Genomic DNA, 14,270 nt, shown 5'->3' on the forward strand with positions numbered 1-14,270 from the left:
CTGGGTTGGGTCGGCCTGTGTGCGCCGGGTATCGATCGGACACCCGAGGTACGCGAGGCCGGCGGTGAGTCGACCGGCAAAAACGGCAATGTCAGCACCGGCGCGGCGCGCGCGGCGAGGCGCCGGCGCCGTTCCTGTCATTGACCGTTCTTGAGGGCGTTCGATTGCGTCGGCGCCAGGGCGCCGTTGTGCGCCATGTCGTCGGTCTTGCATTCGTCGGCGAGACGCTCACGGTCGCCCGTGTCGTCGAACAGCATGGCCTTGGTCGGGATCACGACGAGGTCGAGACCGGTGGCCGTGTCGTAGAAGCGGTCCGCGCCGGTCGTCGTGATCACGCGCGGCAGCTTGTAGTTGCGATCCTTCCAGTGCAGCGTCATGACCATATCGCGGCTCATGTCGCCCTTCAGGTACAGCGCGGTGCCTTCCGCGCAATTCCACGTTTCCGCGCCGTCGGGCATCGGATCGACCTTGGCTGCGGCCTTGGCCTGTGCCTTCTTCGACTTCTTGACCTTCTTGACGGTCGAGGGCTTCGGCGCGGGCGCGCCTGCCTGAGCGGCTGCATCGACCGATACGCCTGCGAGAGCAAAAGAAACCGCACCGAGGAGCGCAGCCAGCAGAGGTTTATTCATCAGTTTCACCTTCAATACGAGTCGTTCGTCGAGTCCGCATTCAATGGGTTTGAATGCGCGTCAAGGCCGCCATTGTCTCCGATTCGGCCTCGGGTCCGCGAGATTTTAAGACGCATTGCGGACCCCTGCGGTCAACGTTTTGCCGGAATGCAATGATGTTGTAAAAAAATCGCGCACGGAAGGCGGAAGCGGCCGGCCGGCGGCGTGCGCGCGTCGCAAAACCGACCAGTAATACCGGTAGCTCGCGCGATCGTGCAGCGTGTCCGCGTGCCGGATCGGCCCCCAGTCGTTCGCCTGGGCGGCGAGCAGGATCTCGGCCGCGCCGCCGATCTCGCCGTCGTTCGGCATCAGCGCGTCGACGATCGGCTCGATCTGCGCGGGGTGGATGCTCCACATGCGCGTATAGGCGAACTCGCCGCGCGCGCGGCGCGCATCGTTCGCGACGACCGCCATGTCGCGGACTTCGGTCGTGACGTTATGCGAGGCGACCTTCCCGTGCGCGTGGCAGGCGGCCGCGATTTCGAGCTTCGCGCGGCGCACGAGCGGGTGATCGAACTGGCCGGGCGAGCGCATCGCCGAGTCGGGGATCGCGCCGTGATGCGCGGAGACGAAATCCATGAGGCCGAAGCTCAGCGCCTCGACGGGCGGGAGCGCGGCGATCGCGAACACGTCGGCCAGCGCTTCGTGCGTTTCGATGAGGACGTGGACCGGAATCGGCGTCTGAATGTTGTCGCGGCGGCGCAGCGTCTCGATGTACGCGCACATTTCGGTCGCCTCGCTCGCGCGGCGGACCTTGGGCAGCGTCACGTAGGCGGGCGGGCGCCGCGCCTCGCTCAGGATGATCCGCAGGTCTTCCTGCCAGGCGTCATGCCGATAGTCGTGGATCCGGATGCCGACGCGGCCGAAGGCGTCGTGCTCGGAACCGATCAGCGACGCGACGAGTTCGGCGTGGCGCGCCTCCTGTCCCACGGCGGCGCCGTCTTCGCAGTCGAGCGTGACGTCGAAGACCGGACCCCGCTCACGCTGCAGCGAGAGCGACTTGAGCATGAGTTTTTCGCTGCCCGCGTAGTGATCGCAAGGCGGAAGCACCACCGGCGGCGTGTCGCCGTCGAACAGAACTTGGGCGGGTGCGAGAGGGCGCGTCATGACGGTCTGCGAATCGGGTGCATGTGGGTGCAGTGCTGCATTCGAGGACATCACGCAAGGCAAGCGGCGGTGCCGCACGCCTTGCGTCGTGTTCCCGGCGGCTCGTGCCGCTCTTGGAGGAGCCGGGCCCGCCCCTGAGGGGCCGGGCGCCGGCTCGGACCCGGCGCCCGCGGCGCGTGTGGCGTGCGGGCTCCGGTTTTGCGCATCGCGTTCGGCTTAGCCGAGCAGATGCTTGATGCCGTCGCGCTCTTCGAGCAGTTCGTTGAGCGTGCCGTCCATCTTTTCACGCGAGAACGCGTCGATTTCGAGGCCTTCGATGCGCGTGTATTCGCCGTTCGCGCACGTCACGGGCACGCCGTAGATGATGTCTTCGGGGATGCCGTACGAGCCGTCCGACGGAATGCCCATCGTGACCCACTTGCCGTTCGTGCCGAGCACCCAGTCGCGCACGTGGTCGATCGCGGCGTTCGCGGCCGATGCGGCCGACGACAGGCCGCGTGCTTCGATGATCGCCGCGCCGCGCTTGCCGACGGTCGGGATGAACACGTCCTTGTTCCAGACGTCGTCGTTGATCAGCGGCTTGAGCGGCTGGCCTTCGACGGTCGCGAAACGGAAATCGGGGTACATCGTCGGCGAGTGGTTGCCCCAGACGGCGAGCTTCTCGATGCTCGCGACCGCCTTGCCCGACTTCGCGGCGAGCTGCGACAGCGCGCGGTTGTGGTCGAGGCGCAGCATGGCCGTGAAGTTCTTCTTCGGCAGATTCGGCGCCGACTTCATCGCGATGTACGCGTTCGTGTTCGCCGGGTTGCCGACGACGAGCACCTTGACGTCGCGGCTCGCGACTTCGTCGAGCGCGCGGCCCTGGACCGTGAAGATCTCGGCGTTGGCCGTGAGCAGGTCCTTGCGTTCCATGCCCTTGCTGCGCGGACGCGCACCGACGAGCAGCGCGACGTCGGCATCCTTGAATGCGACCTTGGGATCGTCGGTGATCACGACGCCCGCGAGCAGCGGGAACGCGCAGTCTTCGAGCTCCATGACGACGCCCTTGACGGCCGCTTGCGCCTGCGGGAGATCGAGCAACTGAAGGATGACCGGTTGGTCTTTGCCGAGCAGGTCGCCGTTGGCGATGCGAAACAGCAGCGAGTACGCGATTTGACCGGCGGCGCCGGTAACGGCAACACGCTTAGCGGCTTTAGCCATTTAAGTTCTCCAGGACGGGTCGTGAACCACCGGCGCACCGTCGTGGTTCGGATCGAAGCGGTCCGCGTGACGCTCAAGCGGACCACCGGCGAACACGTCCGCACGGCAGGGCAACGGCGAAAAAGCAGTAGTGTAATCGGCTGTCGCGTGCCGGTCATGACAACGTCGGACAATCCCGGCGATTCGACGCTCCCCGATTCGGACAGCCGGCACGGCATAACCGCAAGCCGCTCGGAGTGTAGGAGCCGCTCCTGTCAAAGTCAACCGTATCTTATGTCTTATATAAGACATATGACGGAGGGGAATTTCTGTGGACGATCCGGAAGCTCTGTGAAAAAATCCCGGCCATGAATTCAAACCCGGCAAGCTCGACCTCGGCGCCCGCGGGAAACGACCGTGCAGAAGGGGTCGCCGCGTCTTCGCCGACGTTCAGTCCGCTTTATCGGCAGATCAAGGCGCTGATTACACAGGGGCTCGAAAGCGGCGAGTGGAAGCCGGGTGAAATGATCCCGAGCGAGGTCGAGCTCGCGGGGCGCTACAAAGTCAGTCAGGGCACGGTACGCAAAGCCATCGACGAGCTGGCGGCCGATAATCTGCTCGTCAGGCGGCAGGGCAAGGGTACGTTTGTTGCAACGCACAATGAGGATCGGGTCCAGTTCCGGTTTCTGCGCTTGTTGCCCGACGACGGCGGATCGCTCGGACACGACAGCCGGCTTGTCGAATGCCGGAGGCTGCGCGCGCCGGCCGAGATCGCGCGTCAGCTCGAACTCAAGCCGGCCGATCCCGCGGTGCTGATCCGGCGTGTACTCGAATTCGAGCGCACGCCGACCGTGTTCGACGAGATCTGGCTGCCCGGCGCGATGTTCAAGGGGTTGACGCTCGAACGTCTGGCCGGCTATGAAGGGCCGCTGTATGCGATGTTCGAGACGGATTTCGGCACGCGGATGATCCGCGCGTCGGAGAAGATCCGGGCCGTGGCCGCCGATCCGGCCGTGGCCGAGTTGTTGAAGGTGGAGACGGGGTTTCCGCTGCTCAGCGTGGACCGTGTGTCGTATACCTACGGGGACAAGCCCGTCGAGGTCCGGCGGGGGTGGTACGTGACGACGCGGTTTTTTTACCAAAATGATCTGAGCTGAGTCCGCGGATACCCGCTGAAATGAATTTGCCACATAGGCAAACGAGACTGCGGCCGGGCGCGAAGCGCGCAGCGGCCGCCCCGCCGGATGCCCTGTCGCGAGGCTTCCTACGGTGCAGTGCGCTGTCAAATGGCGCTAGAATCGCGGCTTGACGTAACACCTATGGGGTCTAGCATGGCTGAAGCCGTAAAAAAATCGAGGCCGGAGTTCCGGAACATCGGTATAGGGCAGATTGCGAAGTACCGACTACCGCTCGCAGGGAAAGTGTCCATCCTGCATCGGATCAGCGGGATTCTTTTGTTCCTTCTGTTGCCGTTCTCGCTGTATCTGTTCGAACAAAGTCTCACGTCCGAGATCAGCTTCGATACCCTCAAAGGCTTCTTCTCCAACATCATCGTCAAGCTGGTGGTTCTGGTGATCTCGTGGGCCTTCGCGTTCCACTTCTTCGCCGGCCTGCGTTTCCTGCTGCTCGACACCCACACGGCGGTCAGCAAAGAGGGCGGCCGTAACACGGCGACCGTCGTGCTCGTGCTCTCGTCGCTGCTCACGATCGCGATCGCCCTCAAAATCTTCGGAGCCTTCTGAGATGGCTGCCTACGAATCCAAACAAAAAATCGGCCCGAAGCGCCAGGTCGTCGGTGCGCACTACGGTCTGCGCGACTGGCTGCTGCAACGTCTGACCGCGACCGTCATGGCGATCTATACGGTCATCCTCGTCGTCTGGTTCTTCGGTGCGAGCAATTTCTCGTACGACGGCTGGGCGGGGATCTTCGCGCTGCAATGGATGAAGCTCGCGACGTTCGTCGCGTTGCTGAGCCTGTTCTATCACGCATGGGTCGGTGTGCGTGACATCTGGATGGACTACGTCAAGCCCTTGGGTCTGCGCATCACGCTTCACGCGTTGACGTTTCTCTGGCTGGTCGGTTGTGCGGCCTACGCAGCGCAGATTCTCTGGAGAGTGTAAATAAAAATGGTTGCAATCAAGAATGCTGTGCCGCGTCGCAAGTTCGACGTGGTCATCGTCGGCGCGGGCGGTTCGGGCATGCGTGCCTCGCTGCAACTCGCCCAGGCGGGCCTCTCGGTCGCCGTGCTCTCGAAGGTTTTCCCCACGCGCTCGCACACGGTCGCCGCCCAGGGCGGCATCGGCGCCTCGCTCGGCAATATGAGCGAAGACAACTGGCACTATCACTTCTACGACACGATCAAGGGCTCCGACTGGCTCGGCGACCAGGACGCGATCGAGTTCATGTGCCGCGAAGCGACGAACGTCGTCTACGAACTCGAACACTTCGGCATGCCGTTCGACCGTAACCCCGACGGCACGATCTATCAACGTCCGTTCGGCGGCCACACGGCGAACTACGGCGAGAAGCCGGTCCAGCGCGCTTGCGCGGCAGCCGACCGTACGGGTCACGCGCTGCTTCACACGCTTTATCAGCGCAACGTCCAGGCGCGCACGCAGTTCTTCGTCGAGTGGATGGCGCTCGACCTGATCCGCGACGCCGAAGGCGATGTGCTCGGCGTCGTCGCGCTCGAAATGGAAACGGGCGAGATCAGCATCATCGAAGCCAAGTGCACGCTGTTCGCCACGGGCGGCGCGGGCCGAATCTACGCGGCGTCGACGAATGCGTTCATCAACACGGGCGACGGCCTCGGCATGGCCGCACGCGCGGGCATCGCGCTGCAGGACATGGAATTCTGGCAATTCCACCCGACGGGCGTCGCGGGCGCCGGCGTGCTGATCACCGAAGGCGTGCGCGGCGAGGGCGGTATCCTGCGCAACAAGAACGGCGAGCGTTTCATGGAGCGCTATGCGCCGACGCTCAAGGATCTCGCGCCGCGTGACTTCGTCTCGCGCTCGATGGACCAGGAAATCAAGGAAGGCCGCGGTTGCGGTCCGAACGGCGACTATGTGTATCTGGACCTGTCGCACATCGGCGCCGACACGATTCTGAAGCGCCTGCCGTCGATCCGCGAAATCGCGCTCAAGTTCGCGAACGTCGACGCGATCAAGGAACCGATTCCGGTCGTGCCGACGATTCACTATCAGATGGGCGGGATTCCGACGAATATGCATGGCCAGGTCGTCGGCAAGGGCAGCGATCACAAGGCGCCCGTGCACGGCTTCTACGCGGTCGGCGAATGCTCGTGCGTGTCCGTTCACGGCGCGAACCGTCTCGGCACGAACTCGCTGCTCGACCTCGTCGTGTTCGGTCGTGCCGCGGGCAACCATATCGTCAAGCACATCAAGGAACTCGGCGACCATAAGCCGCTGCCGGCGGATGCGGCCGATTTCGCGCGCTCGCGCGTCGCGAAGCTCGACGCCTCGACGTCGGGCGAGTACACGCAGACCATCGCGAACGATATCCGCAAGACGATGCAGAGCCATGCCGGCGTGTTCCGTACGTCGGAACTGCTCGCCGAAGGCGTCAAGCAGATCAGCGCGATCTCGGATCGTGTCGACAACGTGCACCTGAAGGACAAGTCGAAGGTGTTCAACATGGCGCGTATCGAAGCGCTTGAACTGGCGAACCTGATCGAAGTCGCGCAAGCGACGATGGTCTCGGCCGATGCGCGCAAGGAAAGCCGCGGCGCGCACGCGCTTCGCGACAACGAGCATCGCGACGATGAAAACTGGCTGCGCCATACGCTTTGGTACAGCGAGGGCAACCGCCTCGATTACAAGCCGGTCACGATGAAACCGCTGACCGTCGACTCGGTTCCGCCCAAGGCCCGTACCTTCTGACGCACTGGCGACATACAGGATTCCATCATGGCAAAACGCACCTTCGAAATTTATCGCTACGATCCGGACAAGGATGCAGCGCCGCGGATGCAGACGTACGAAATCGAACTCGAACCGACGGACCGGATGCTGCTCGACGCGCTCGTGCGCCTCAAGTCGGTCGACGAGACGATCTCGTTCCGCCGTTCGTGCCGCGAAGGCGTCTGCGGTTCGGACGCAATGAACATCAACGGCAAGAACGGTCTTGCCTGCCTGACCAACCTGAACGACCTGCCCGCGAAGATCGTGCTGCGTCCGCTGCCGGGTCTGCCCGTCGTGCGCGACCTGATCTGCGACTTCACGCAGTTCTTCAATCAGTACCATTCGATCAAGCCGTATCTGATCAACGACACGCCGCCGCCCGAGAAGGAGCGTCTGCAGTCGCCCGAAGAGCGTGAAGAGCTCGATGGTCTCTACGAGTGCATTCTCTGCGCGAGCTGCTCGACGTCGTGCCCGAGTTTCTGGTGGAACCCGGACAAGTTCGTCGGTCCCGCGGGTCTGCTGCAAGCCTATCGCTTCATCGCGGATTCGCGCGATACCGCGACGGGCGATCGTCTCGACAATCTTGAAGACCCGTATCGTCTGTTCCGCTGCCACACGATCATGAACTGCGTCGATGTGTGCCCGAAGGGACTGAACCCGACGAAGGCCATCGGCAAGATCAAGGAACTGATGGTTCGCCGTGCCGTTTGATATGGACGAACCGACCGCCTCGACTCATCAGGCCGATCCCCATCGGCGCGCGCGTCTTCGCTGGCGCGCGCGTCGCGGGCTGCTTGAAAACGACCTGATTTTCGAGCGGTTTTTCGAGCGCTACGAGCTGGATCTGACCGACGCCGATGTTGGTGCTCTGACAGCCCTGCTCGAACTGTCCGACAATGAGCTTATGGATTTGCTGATGGCGCGCGCTGAACTCGAGGGCGATCTCGCGACTCCCGAGATCGCACATGTCCTCGCGATCCTGCGCTCGTGTTGAATTTTCAATGTTCGTATAGAGGAACCCTATGACTCCGTCCGAAGTAAAAGCCACGCTATCGTTCAGCGACAATTCGCCCAGCGTCGAATTGCCGATCTATCAGGGAACGATGGGTCCGGATGTCATCGATATCCGCAAGCTCTACGGCCAGACGGGCAAGTTCACCTACGATCCGGGCTTTATGTCGACCGCCGCGTGCAACTCGGCGATCACGTATATCGACGGCGACAAGGGTGAATTGCTGTATCGCGGTTATCCGATCGAAGAACTGGCGGTTAACGCCGACTTCATGGAAACCTGCTTTCTGCTGCTCAACGGCGAACTGCCGAACGCTGCGCAGAAGGAAGAGTTCGTGACGACGGTCACGCAGCACACGATGGTCCACGAGCAGATGCATCTGTTCTTCCGTGGCTTCCGTCGCGATTCGCACCCGATGGCTGTTCTCACGGGTTGCGTCGGTGCGCTGTCGGCGTTCTATCACGACTCGCTGAATATCGCCGATCCGCGTCACCGCGAAGTCTCCGCGATCCGCATGATTGCGAAGCTGCCGACGCTCGTCGCGATGGCGTACAAGTACAACATCGGTCAGCCGTTCGTGTATCCGAAGAACGACCTGTCGTACACGGCGAACTTCATGCGCATGATGTTCTCGAACCCGTGCGAGGAGTACAAGGTCAACGACGTGCTCGTGCGCGCGCTCGACCGCATCCTGATCCTGCACGCGGACCACGAGCAGAATGCGTCGACGTCGACGGTGCGTCTCGCGGGTTCGTCGGGTGCGAATCCGTTCGCGTGTATCGCCGCGGGGATCGCTTGTCTGTGGGGCCCGGCGCACGGCGGCGCGAACGAAGCCGCGCTGAACATGCTCGAAGAGATCGGCTCGCCGGACAAGATCCCCGAGTTCATCCGTCAGGTGAAGGACAAGAACTCGGGCGTCAAGCTCATGGGCTTCGGTCACCGCGTCTACAAGAACTACGATCCGCGCGCGAAGCTCATGCGTGAAACGTGCTACGAAGTGCTCAACGAGCTCGGCCTGCACGACGATCCGCTGTTCAAGCTCGCGATGCAGCTCGAAAAGATCGCGCTCGAGGACGAGTATTTCGTGTCGCGCAAGCTCTACCCGAACGTCGACTTCTACTCGGGCATCGTCCAGCGCGCGCTCGGCATCCCGACGTCGATGTTCACGTGTATCTTCGCGATGGCGCGTACGGTCGGCTGGATCGCGCAATGGAACGAGATGATCGCGGATCCCGAGCAAAAGATCGGTCGCCCGCGTCAGCTGTTCATCGGCGACACGCCGCGCCAGGCCAAGGCGCTCGGCGCGCGTTAAGCCCTGCTGAACCCGGCGAGTCGCCTGCGCGACTCGCTTGCCGCGGACCTTTCCCGAGGTTCGCTCGAACACCCCGCCCGATGCTTGCATTCGGCGGGGTGTTGTCTTATGTGCGAAGAGCCATGAGCTGGCGCTCGAGTTTGAATACGAGATAGTGGGTTCGTCAAAATGAGACGCCACTGTTTCGGGAGCGAGTCATGGCCGCGCAGTTCGTTCTCTGGTTGTTCCTCAATATCGGCGTGCCGATCTTCGCGCCGCTGTTCTCGCTGCTTTCGATGTCGCCCGTCATCGGCTCGCGTGCGTCGCATCAGATGATGTGCGCGTCGATTCGCGACGGCCAATTGTTCTGGGTCGCGATCGGCTTGTGCGCGGCCGGTACGTTCGAGGTGTTGACGGCCGAGTGCGCGCCGGCCGGGCCGGGCGTGCTGTGCGCGGTGTTCCTCGTCTGCTACGGCATTGTGGGCTTCGGCTCGATCGTCGCGCTGAGCGCTGCCACGGTCGTCGGCCATTTTCGCCGAGCCATGAAGCGGCTGATGACGCCGACACGCTCCCCGCCGATGTCGCTCGATCAATATCGGGGCCTCATGGCCTTGGCCTCGATCCGCTCGCGCGGCATGTTTATCCGGTGGTCGATCCGATCCGCAACGTTCAGCGCCGTTGCGTGCGTCGGATTTCATTCGATGCAGATGGTCTGGTCGATGTTTTTTTAATCATCTTTTGAAGGGAGGTACAACGATGAGAGACGCGGCAATTCGCTTTCTGTCGTCCGAGAAAAATATGGCGCGCGTGATCGACGTGTGCGGATGGGCCATTACCATCGCGGGCGTGTGCGCGATCACGATCAGCGTCGTCGTGCATGTCGTGCTGTTGTGGCCGTACGTGGTCGACTATTTGAAGTGATCTAGCTGGCGCGGCGACGGTTATTTTGCGCCGCGCCGGTTTCTCGGGTATTGATTATCCTGGTAGTAAAAACACCAGATAATGAGCGAGATTAAGAAAAATTGAATGCACTTTGCCGGAAATTGAGCGGGTTTCTTGTGGCATAATCGTCTCACATTCGATGCGGTACCAGGACAGCGAGAACGCCGAATTGCGCTATCGTGGGCCCGCATCGAATCCAACGAGATATTCCCCACCGGTGCCACGCACCGAACCGCAGTGATGACCATCATGGCAAAGACGCTCTACGACAAGTTGTGGGATTCGCACGTCGTCCATACCGAGGAAGACGGCACCACCATTCTCTATATCGACCGCCAACTGCTTCATGAGGTGACGAGTCCCCAGGCGTTCGAGGGTCTGCGTCTAGCCGACCGCAAGGTCTGGCGGATCAGCGCGAATCTCGCGACGTCGGACCACAATGTGCCGACGCTCGATCGCGCGCATGGCATTGCCGATCCCGTGTCGAAACTGCAGGTCGATACGCTCGATTCGAATTGCGACGCGTACGGCATCACGCAGTTCAAGATGAACGACGTGCGTCAGGGCATCGTCCACATCATTGGACCGGAGCAGGGCGCGACGCTGCCGGGCATGACGATCGTCTGCGGCGATTCCCATACGTCGACGCACGGCGCGTTCGGCGCGCTCGCGCACGGCATCGGCACGTCCGAGGTCGAGCACGTGATGGCGACGCAGACGCTGCTGCAGAAAAAGAGCAAGAACATGCTCGTCAAGGTCGAGGGCGTGCTGCCGCGCGGCTGCTCGGCCAAGGACATCGTGCTCGCGATCATCGGCAAGATCGGTACGGCGGGAGGCACGGGCTATGCTATCGAGTTCGGTGGATCGACGATTCGTTCGCTGAGCATGGAAGGCCGCATGACCGTCTGCAATATGGCGATCGAGGCGGGTGCGCGCGCCGGCATGGTCGCGGTGGACAACACGACGATCGATTATCTGAAGGGTCGTCCGTTCGTGCCCTCGGGCGTCGAATTCGACCAGGCCGCCGCGATCTGGCGCACGTTCGCGTCCGATGCCGATGCGACGTTCGATCGTGTCGTCGAACTCGATGCGGCGAAGATCAAGCCGCAGGTCAGCTGGGGCACGTCGCCCGAGATGGTCGTGTCGATCGAGGACCGCGTGCCGGATCCCGAGAAGGAAAAGGATCCCGTCAAGCGTAACGCGCTCGAACGTGCGCTCGAATATATGGCGCTGACGCCGGACACGCCGATCGAAGCGATTCGTCCGGACAAGGTGTTCATCGGCTCGTGCACGAATGCGCGGATCGAAGATCTGCGCGCGGCCGCCTATGTCGTGCGCAAGCTCGGCCGCAAGATCGCGCCGAATATCCGGCTCGCGATGGTGGTGGCGGGCTCGGGGCTCGTCAAGCAGCAGGCCGAACACGAAGGTCTCGACAAGATCTTCACGGATGCGGGCTTCGAATGGCGCGAGCCGGGCTGCTCGATGTGTCTGGCGATGAACGCCGACCGTCTCGATCCGGGCGAGCGTTGCGCGTCGACGTCGAACCGCAACTTCGAAGGACGGCAGGGCGCGGGCGGACGCACGCACCTCGTGAGCCCGGCGATGGCCGCGGCCGCGGCCATCGAAGGCCACTTCGTCGATATTCGCAAGCTGAGCTGAACATCATCCGATTGACGTCTAGTCTCAAGGAGAAGAACGCATGAAGGCAAAGCAGGAGTCGTTGACTATTTCGAAGCGTTGGCTGGTCGCGGCGGTCGTCGCGAGCGCGGCGGCGCTCGCTGTTGCGCCGCACGCGCACGCCGATGAAGTGCATCCGGTCGACGACGCGAAGCAAGCGGGTCACGAGATCGGCAGCGATGCGAAAGAGGCCGGCCACGCGATCGGTGAGAAGAGCAGCGAGGTCGGGCACGCGATCGGCGAGAAAAGCAGCGAGGCGGGTCACGCGATCGGCGAAAAGAGCAGCGAGGCAGGTCACGCGATCAAGAACGACAGCAAGGCCGCGGGACACGAGGTCGGCGAGAAAAGCAAGGAAGCCGGTCACGCGGTGAGCGACAAGAGCAAGGAAGCCGGTCACGCGATCAAACGCGATTCGAAATCGGCCGCGCATAGCATCAAGGAAGGCGCCGAATCCGCGGGTCACGCGATCGGCGATGGTGCGAAAGCGGCGGGCCACGCGGTCGCGAGCGGTGTGAAGACCGTCGGCCACAAGATTCACGACGCGGTCACGAGCGGTTAACGGTTAACGCCCGAATGCCGTAACCGGATCCATTTCAGAGCCAGATCATGGAAAAGTTTGTCGTACACACGGGGCTTGTCGCCCCGCTCGATCGCGAGAACGTCGATACGGACGCGATCATCCCGAAGCAGTTCCTCAAGTCGATCAAGCGCTCGGGCTTCGGTCCGAACCTGTTCGACGAATGGCGCTACCGTGACGTCGGACAACCGGGCCAGGACAATTCGAATCGTCCGCTGAACCCGGACTTCGTGTTGAATCAGGCGCGCTATCAAGGCGCGACCGTGCTGCTCTCGCGCAAGAACTTCGGCTGCGGCAGCTCGCGCGAGCACGCACCGTGGGCGCTCCAGCAGTACGGCTTCCGCGCGATCATCGCGCCGAGCTTCGCGGACATCTTCTTCAACAATTGCTTCAAGAACGGCTTGCTGCCGATCGCGCTGAGCGAACAGCAGGTCGATCATCTGTTCAACGAGACGTTTGCGTTCAACGGCTACCAGCTCACGGTCGATCTCGAAGCGCAAGTCGTGCGCGCGCCCGACGGCCGCGAATATGCGTTCGACGTGACGGCGTTCCGCAAATACTGTCTGCTCAACGGTTTTGACGATATCGGCCTGACCTTGCGTCACGCCGATCAGATCCGCGCGTTCGAAGCCGAACGTCTCGCGCGCCAGCCCTGGCTCGCGAACCGGCTGCCCGGCTGATCGATCGTTCGAACGCGCGCGCGGATCGATCCGCGCGCGAACGTCATTGAATGTTCCTCCTGGAACGAAGGAAAACAGCTCCATGAAGATTGCAGTTTTGCCCGGCGACGGGATCGGTCCCGAGATTGTCGCCGAAGCGGTCAACGTGCTGAACGCCCTCGGCGAATCGTTCACGCTCGAGGAGGCGCCCGTCGGCGGTGCCGGTTACGAGGCCAAAGGGCATCCGCTGCCCGATTCGACGCTCGACCTCGCGAAGCAGGCCGACGCGATCCTGTTCGGCGCCGTCGGCGACTGGAAATACGACAGCCTCGAGCGCGCGCTGCGCCCCGAGCAGGCGATTCTCGGTCTGCGCAAGCATCTGAGCCTGTTCGCGAACTTCCGTCCCGCGATCCTGTACAAGGAACTCGCGAGCGCGTCGTCGCTGAAGCCCGAAGTCGTGTCGGGGCTCGATATCCTGATCGTGCGCGAACTCAACGGCGATATTTACTTCGGCCAGCCGCGCGGCGTGCGCGCGGCGCCCGACGGTCCGTTCGCGGGCGCGAAGGAAGGCTTCGACACGATGCGTTATAGTGAGCCCGAAGTGCAGCGCATCGCGCATGTCGCATTTCAGGCCGCGCAGAAGCGCAACCGCAAGGTCACGAGCGTCGACAAGTCGAACGTGCTCGAAACGTCCCAGCTCTGGCGCGACACGATGATCGAGGTCGCGAAGCAGTATCCGGACGTCGAGCTCTCGCATATGTATGTCGACAATGCGGCAATGCAGCTCGTCAAGGCGCCGAAGGCGTTCGACGTCGTCGTGACTGGCAATATGTTCGGCGACATCCTGTCGGACCAGGCCGCGATGCTGACGGGTTCGATCGGCATGTTGCCGTCGGCGTCGCTCGACAAGAGCAACAAAGGCTTGTACGAACCGTCGCATGGTTCGGCCCCCGATATCGCGGGCAAAGGCATCGCGAATCCGCTCGCGACGATCCTGTCGGCCGCGATGATGCTGCGCTATTCGCTCGGCAAGGCCGAACAGGCGGATCGCGTCGAGAATGCGGTCAAGGCGGTGCTCGCGCAGGGTCTGCGCACAGCCGACATCTGGTCGGAAGGCACGACCAAAGTGGGGACTCAACAAATGGGCGCGGCAGTGGTCGCCGCGCTCTAGCAGCGACGCCCGATCCTCAGGTGGCCGCTGCGGCAGGATGCAGCGGCCATTTTCGTTTGACGG

Annotated in this window: 16 protein-coding genes; 13 read left to right on the forward strand and 3 right to left on the reverse strand. The window is 62.7% G+C overall.

Annotated elements, in window-relative coordinates:
* Positions 1 to 137: 137 nt before the first annotated feature.
* The 3 genes from D7S86_RS05805 to D7S86_RS05815 form a co-directional block, all read right to left on the reverse strand.
* Positions 138 to 629, reverse strand: coding sequence for a hypothetical protein (locus D7S86_RS05805; RefSeq protein ID WP_121085227.1), 492 nt, complete (start codon positions 627 to 629; stop codon positions 138 to 140).
* 105 nt (positions 630 to 734) lie between these two features.
* Positions 735 to 1,775, reverse strand: a complete 1,041-nt coding sequence (locus D7S86_RS05810; RefSeq protein WP_121084497.1) for an HpcH/HpaI aldolase/citrate lyase family protein — start codon at positions 1,773 to 1,775, stop codon at positions 735 to 737.
* A 216-nt stretch (positions 1,776 to 1,991) separates the two neighbouring features.
* A complete protein-coding gene (locus tag D7S86_RS05815) occupies positions 1,992 to 2,975 on the reverse strand; it encodes a malate dehydrogenase (protein ID WP_121084499.1) in 984 nt (327 codons plus the stop codon).
* A 347-nt stretch (positions 2,976 to 3,322) separates the two neighbouring features.
* Between D7S86_RS05815 and D7S86_RS05820 the strand changes: the two genes are divergently transcribed.
* The 13 genes from D7S86_RS05820 to leuB all read left to right on the forward strand — a co-directional run bounded on the left by D7S86_RS05820 (position 3,323) and on the right by leuB (position 14,207).
* Entirely contained in the window at positions 3,323 to 4,111 is a 789-nt protein-coding gene (locus tag D7S86_RS05820) for a GntR family transcriptional regulator (protein WP_166444101.1), read from the forward strand.
* 174 nt (positions 4,112 to 4,285) lie between these two features.
* A complete protein-coding gene (gene sdhC / locus D7S86_RS05825; protein WP_121085228.1) occupies positions 4,286 to 4,696 on the forward strand; it encodes a succinate dehydrogenase, cytochrome b556 subunit in 411 nt (136 codons plus the stop codon).
* A gap of 1 nt (position 4,697) precedes the next feature.
* Positions 4,698 to 5,075 (forward strand): succinate dehydrogenase, hydrophobic membrane anchor protein, encoded by a 378-nt coding sequence (gene sdhD / locus D7S86_RS05830; protein ID WP_121084503.1) that lies wholly within the window; start codon positions 4,698 to 4,700, stop codon positions 5,073 to 5,075.
* Positions 5,076 to 5,081: 6 nt separating this feature from the next.
* On the forward strand, positions 5,082 to 6,857 hold the full coding sequence (sdhA, locus tag D7S86_RS05835) for a succinate dehydrogenase flavoprotein subunit (protein WP_121084505.1): 1,776 nt from the start codon (positions 5,082 to 5,084) through the stop codon (positions 6,855 to 6,857).
* Positions 6,858 to 6,884: 27 nt separating this feature from the next.
* A complete protein-coding gene (locus tag D7S86_RS05840; protein WP_121084507.1) occupies positions 6,885 to 7,589 on the forward strand; it encodes a succinate dehydrogenase iron-sulfur subunit in 705 nt (234 codons plus the stop codon).
* A 1-nt stretch (position 7,590) separates the two neighbouring features.
* A complete protein-coding gene (locus D7S86_RS05845) occupies positions 7,591 to 7,872 on the forward strand; it encodes an FAD assembly factor SdhE (protein ID WP_121084509.1) in 282 nt (93 codons plus the stop codon).
* 28 nt (positions 7,873 to 7,900) lie between these two features.
* Positions 7,901 to 9,202 (forward strand): citrate synthase, encoded by a 1,302-nt coding sequence (gene gltA / locus D7S86_RS05850; RefSeq protein WP_121084511.1) that lies wholly within the window; start codon positions 7,901 to 7,903, stop codon positions 9,200 to 9,202.
* Positions 9,203 to 9,399: 197 nt separating this feature from the next.
* Entirely contained in the window at positions 9,400 to 9,912 is a 513-nt protein-coding gene (locus D7S86_RS05855) for a hypothetical protein (protein WP_121084513.1), read from the forward strand.
* Positions 9,913 to 9,937: 25 nt separating this feature from the next.
* The gene (locus D7S86_RS29430; protein WP_158601869.1) at positions 9,938 to 10,102 is read left to right on the forward strand and encodes a hypothetical protein; all 165 of its coding nucleotides are present in this window, start codon (positions 9,938 to 9,940) and stop codon (positions 10,100 to 10,102) included.
* A gap of 270 nt (positions 10,103 to 10,372) precedes the next feature.
* Positions 10,373 to 11,782, forward strand: a complete 1,410-nt coding sequence (gene leuC / locus D7S86_RS05860) for a 3-isopropylmalate dehydratase large subunit (RefSeq protein WP_121085229.1) — start codon at positions 10,373 to 10,375, stop codon at positions 11,780 to 11,782.
* 40 nt (positions 11,783 to 11,822) lie between these two features.
* The gene (locus tag D7S86_RS30100) at positions 11,823 to 12,359 is read left to right on the forward strand and encodes a hypothetical protein (protein WP_121084515.1); all 537 of its coding nucleotides are present in this window, start codon (positions 11,823 to 11,825) and stop codon (positions 12,357 to 12,359) included.
* Positions 12,360 to 12,406: 47 nt separating this feature from the next.
* Positions 12,407 to 13,057, forward strand: a complete 651-nt coding sequence (leuD, locus tag D7S86_RS05870) for a 3-isopropylmalate dehydratase small subunit (protein ID WP_121084517.1) — start codon at positions 12,407 to 12,409, stop codon at positions 13,055 to 13,057.
* A gap of 82 nt (positions 13,058 to 13,139) precedes the next feature.
* Positions 13,140 to 14,207 carry a 3-isopropylmalate dehydrogenase gene (gene leuB, locus D7S86_RS05875; protein ID WP_121084519.1) on the forward strand — a complete coding sequence of 356 codons (1,068 nt, stop codon included), beginning with the start codon at positions 13,140 to 13,142 and terminating at the stop codon, positions 14,205 to 14,207.
* The last annotated feature ends 63 nt before the right edge of the window (positions 14,208 to 14,270 follow it).

The organism is Pararobbsia silviterrae, assembly GCF_003628125.1.
GTDB lineage: Bacteria > Pseudomonadota > Gammaproteobacteria > Burkholderiales > Burkholderiaceae > Pararobbsia > Pararobbsia silviterrae.

What these genes read in the sequence shown, in the direction of transcription:
- D7S86_RS05815 (WP_121084499.1), bottom strand. Translation starts at nt 2,975, where the DNA reads ATGGCTAAAGCCGCTAAGCGTGTTGCCGTTACCGGCGCCGCCGGTCAA.
- D7S86_RS05855 (WP_121084513.1), top strand. Translation starts at nt 9,400, where the DNA reads ATGGCCGCGCAGTTCGTTCTCTGGTTGTTCCTCAATATCGGCGTGCCG.
- D7S86_RS29430 (WP_158601869.1), top strand. Translation starts at nt 9,938, where the DNA reads ATGAGAGACGCGGCAATTCGCTTTCTGTCGTCCGAGAAAAATATGGCG.
- D7S86_RS05820 (WP_166444101.1), top strand. Translation starts at nt 3,323, where the DNA reads ATGAATTCAAACCCGGCAAGCTCGACCTCGGCGCCCGCGGGAAACGAC.
- leuB (WP_121084519.1), top strand. Translation starts at nt 13,140, where the DNA reads ATGAAGATTGCAGTTTTGCCCGGCGACGGGATCGGTCCCGAGATTGTC.
- sdhA (WP_121084505.1), top strand. Translation starts at nt 5,082, where the DNA reads ATGGTTGCAATCAAGAATGCTGTGCCGCGTCGCAAGTTCGACGTGGTC.
- D7S86_RS05805 (WP_121085227.1), bottom strand. Translation starts at nt 629, where the DNA reads ATGAATAAACCTCTGCTGGCTGCGCTCCTCGGTGCGGTTTCTTTTGCT.
- D7S86_RS05810 (WP_121084497.1), bottom strand. Translation starts at nt 1,775, where the DNA reads ATGACGCGCCCTCTCGCACCCGCCCAAGTTCTGTTCGACGGCGACACG.
- leuC (WP_121085229.1), top strand. Translation starts at nt 10,373, where the DNA reads ATGGCAAAGACGCTCTACGACAAGTTGTGGGATTCGCACGTCGTCCAT.
- sdhC (WP_121085228.1), top strand. Translation starts at nt 4,286, where the DNA reads ATGGCTGAAGCCGTAAAAAAATCGAGGCCGGAGTTCCGGAACATCGGT.
- D7S86_RS30100 (WP_121084515.1), top strand. Translation starts at nt 11,823, where the DNA reads ATGAAGGCAAAGCAGGAGTCGTTGACTATTTCGAAGCGTTGGCTGGTC.
- sdhD (WP_121084503.1), top strand. Translation starts at nt 4,698, where the DNA reads ATGGCTGCCTACGAATCCAAACAAAAAATCGGCCCGAAGCGCCAGGTC.
- gltA (WP_121084511.1), top strand. Translation starts at nt 7,901, where the DNA reads ATGACTCCGTCCGAAGTAAAAGCCACGCTATCGTTCAGCGACAATTCG.
- D7S86_RS05840 (WP_121084507.1), top strand. Translation starts at nt 6,885, where the DNA reads ATGGCAAAACGCACCTTCGAAATTTATCGCTACGATCCGGACAAGGAT.
- D7S86_RS05845 (WP_121084509.1), top strand. Translation starts at nt 7,591, where the DNA reads ATGGACGAACCGACCGCCTCGACTCATCAGGCCGATCCCCATCGGCGC.
- leuD (WP_121084517.1), top strand. Translation starts at nt 12,407, where the DNA reads ATGGAAAAGTTTGTCGTACACACGGGGCTTGTCGCCCCGCTCGATCGC.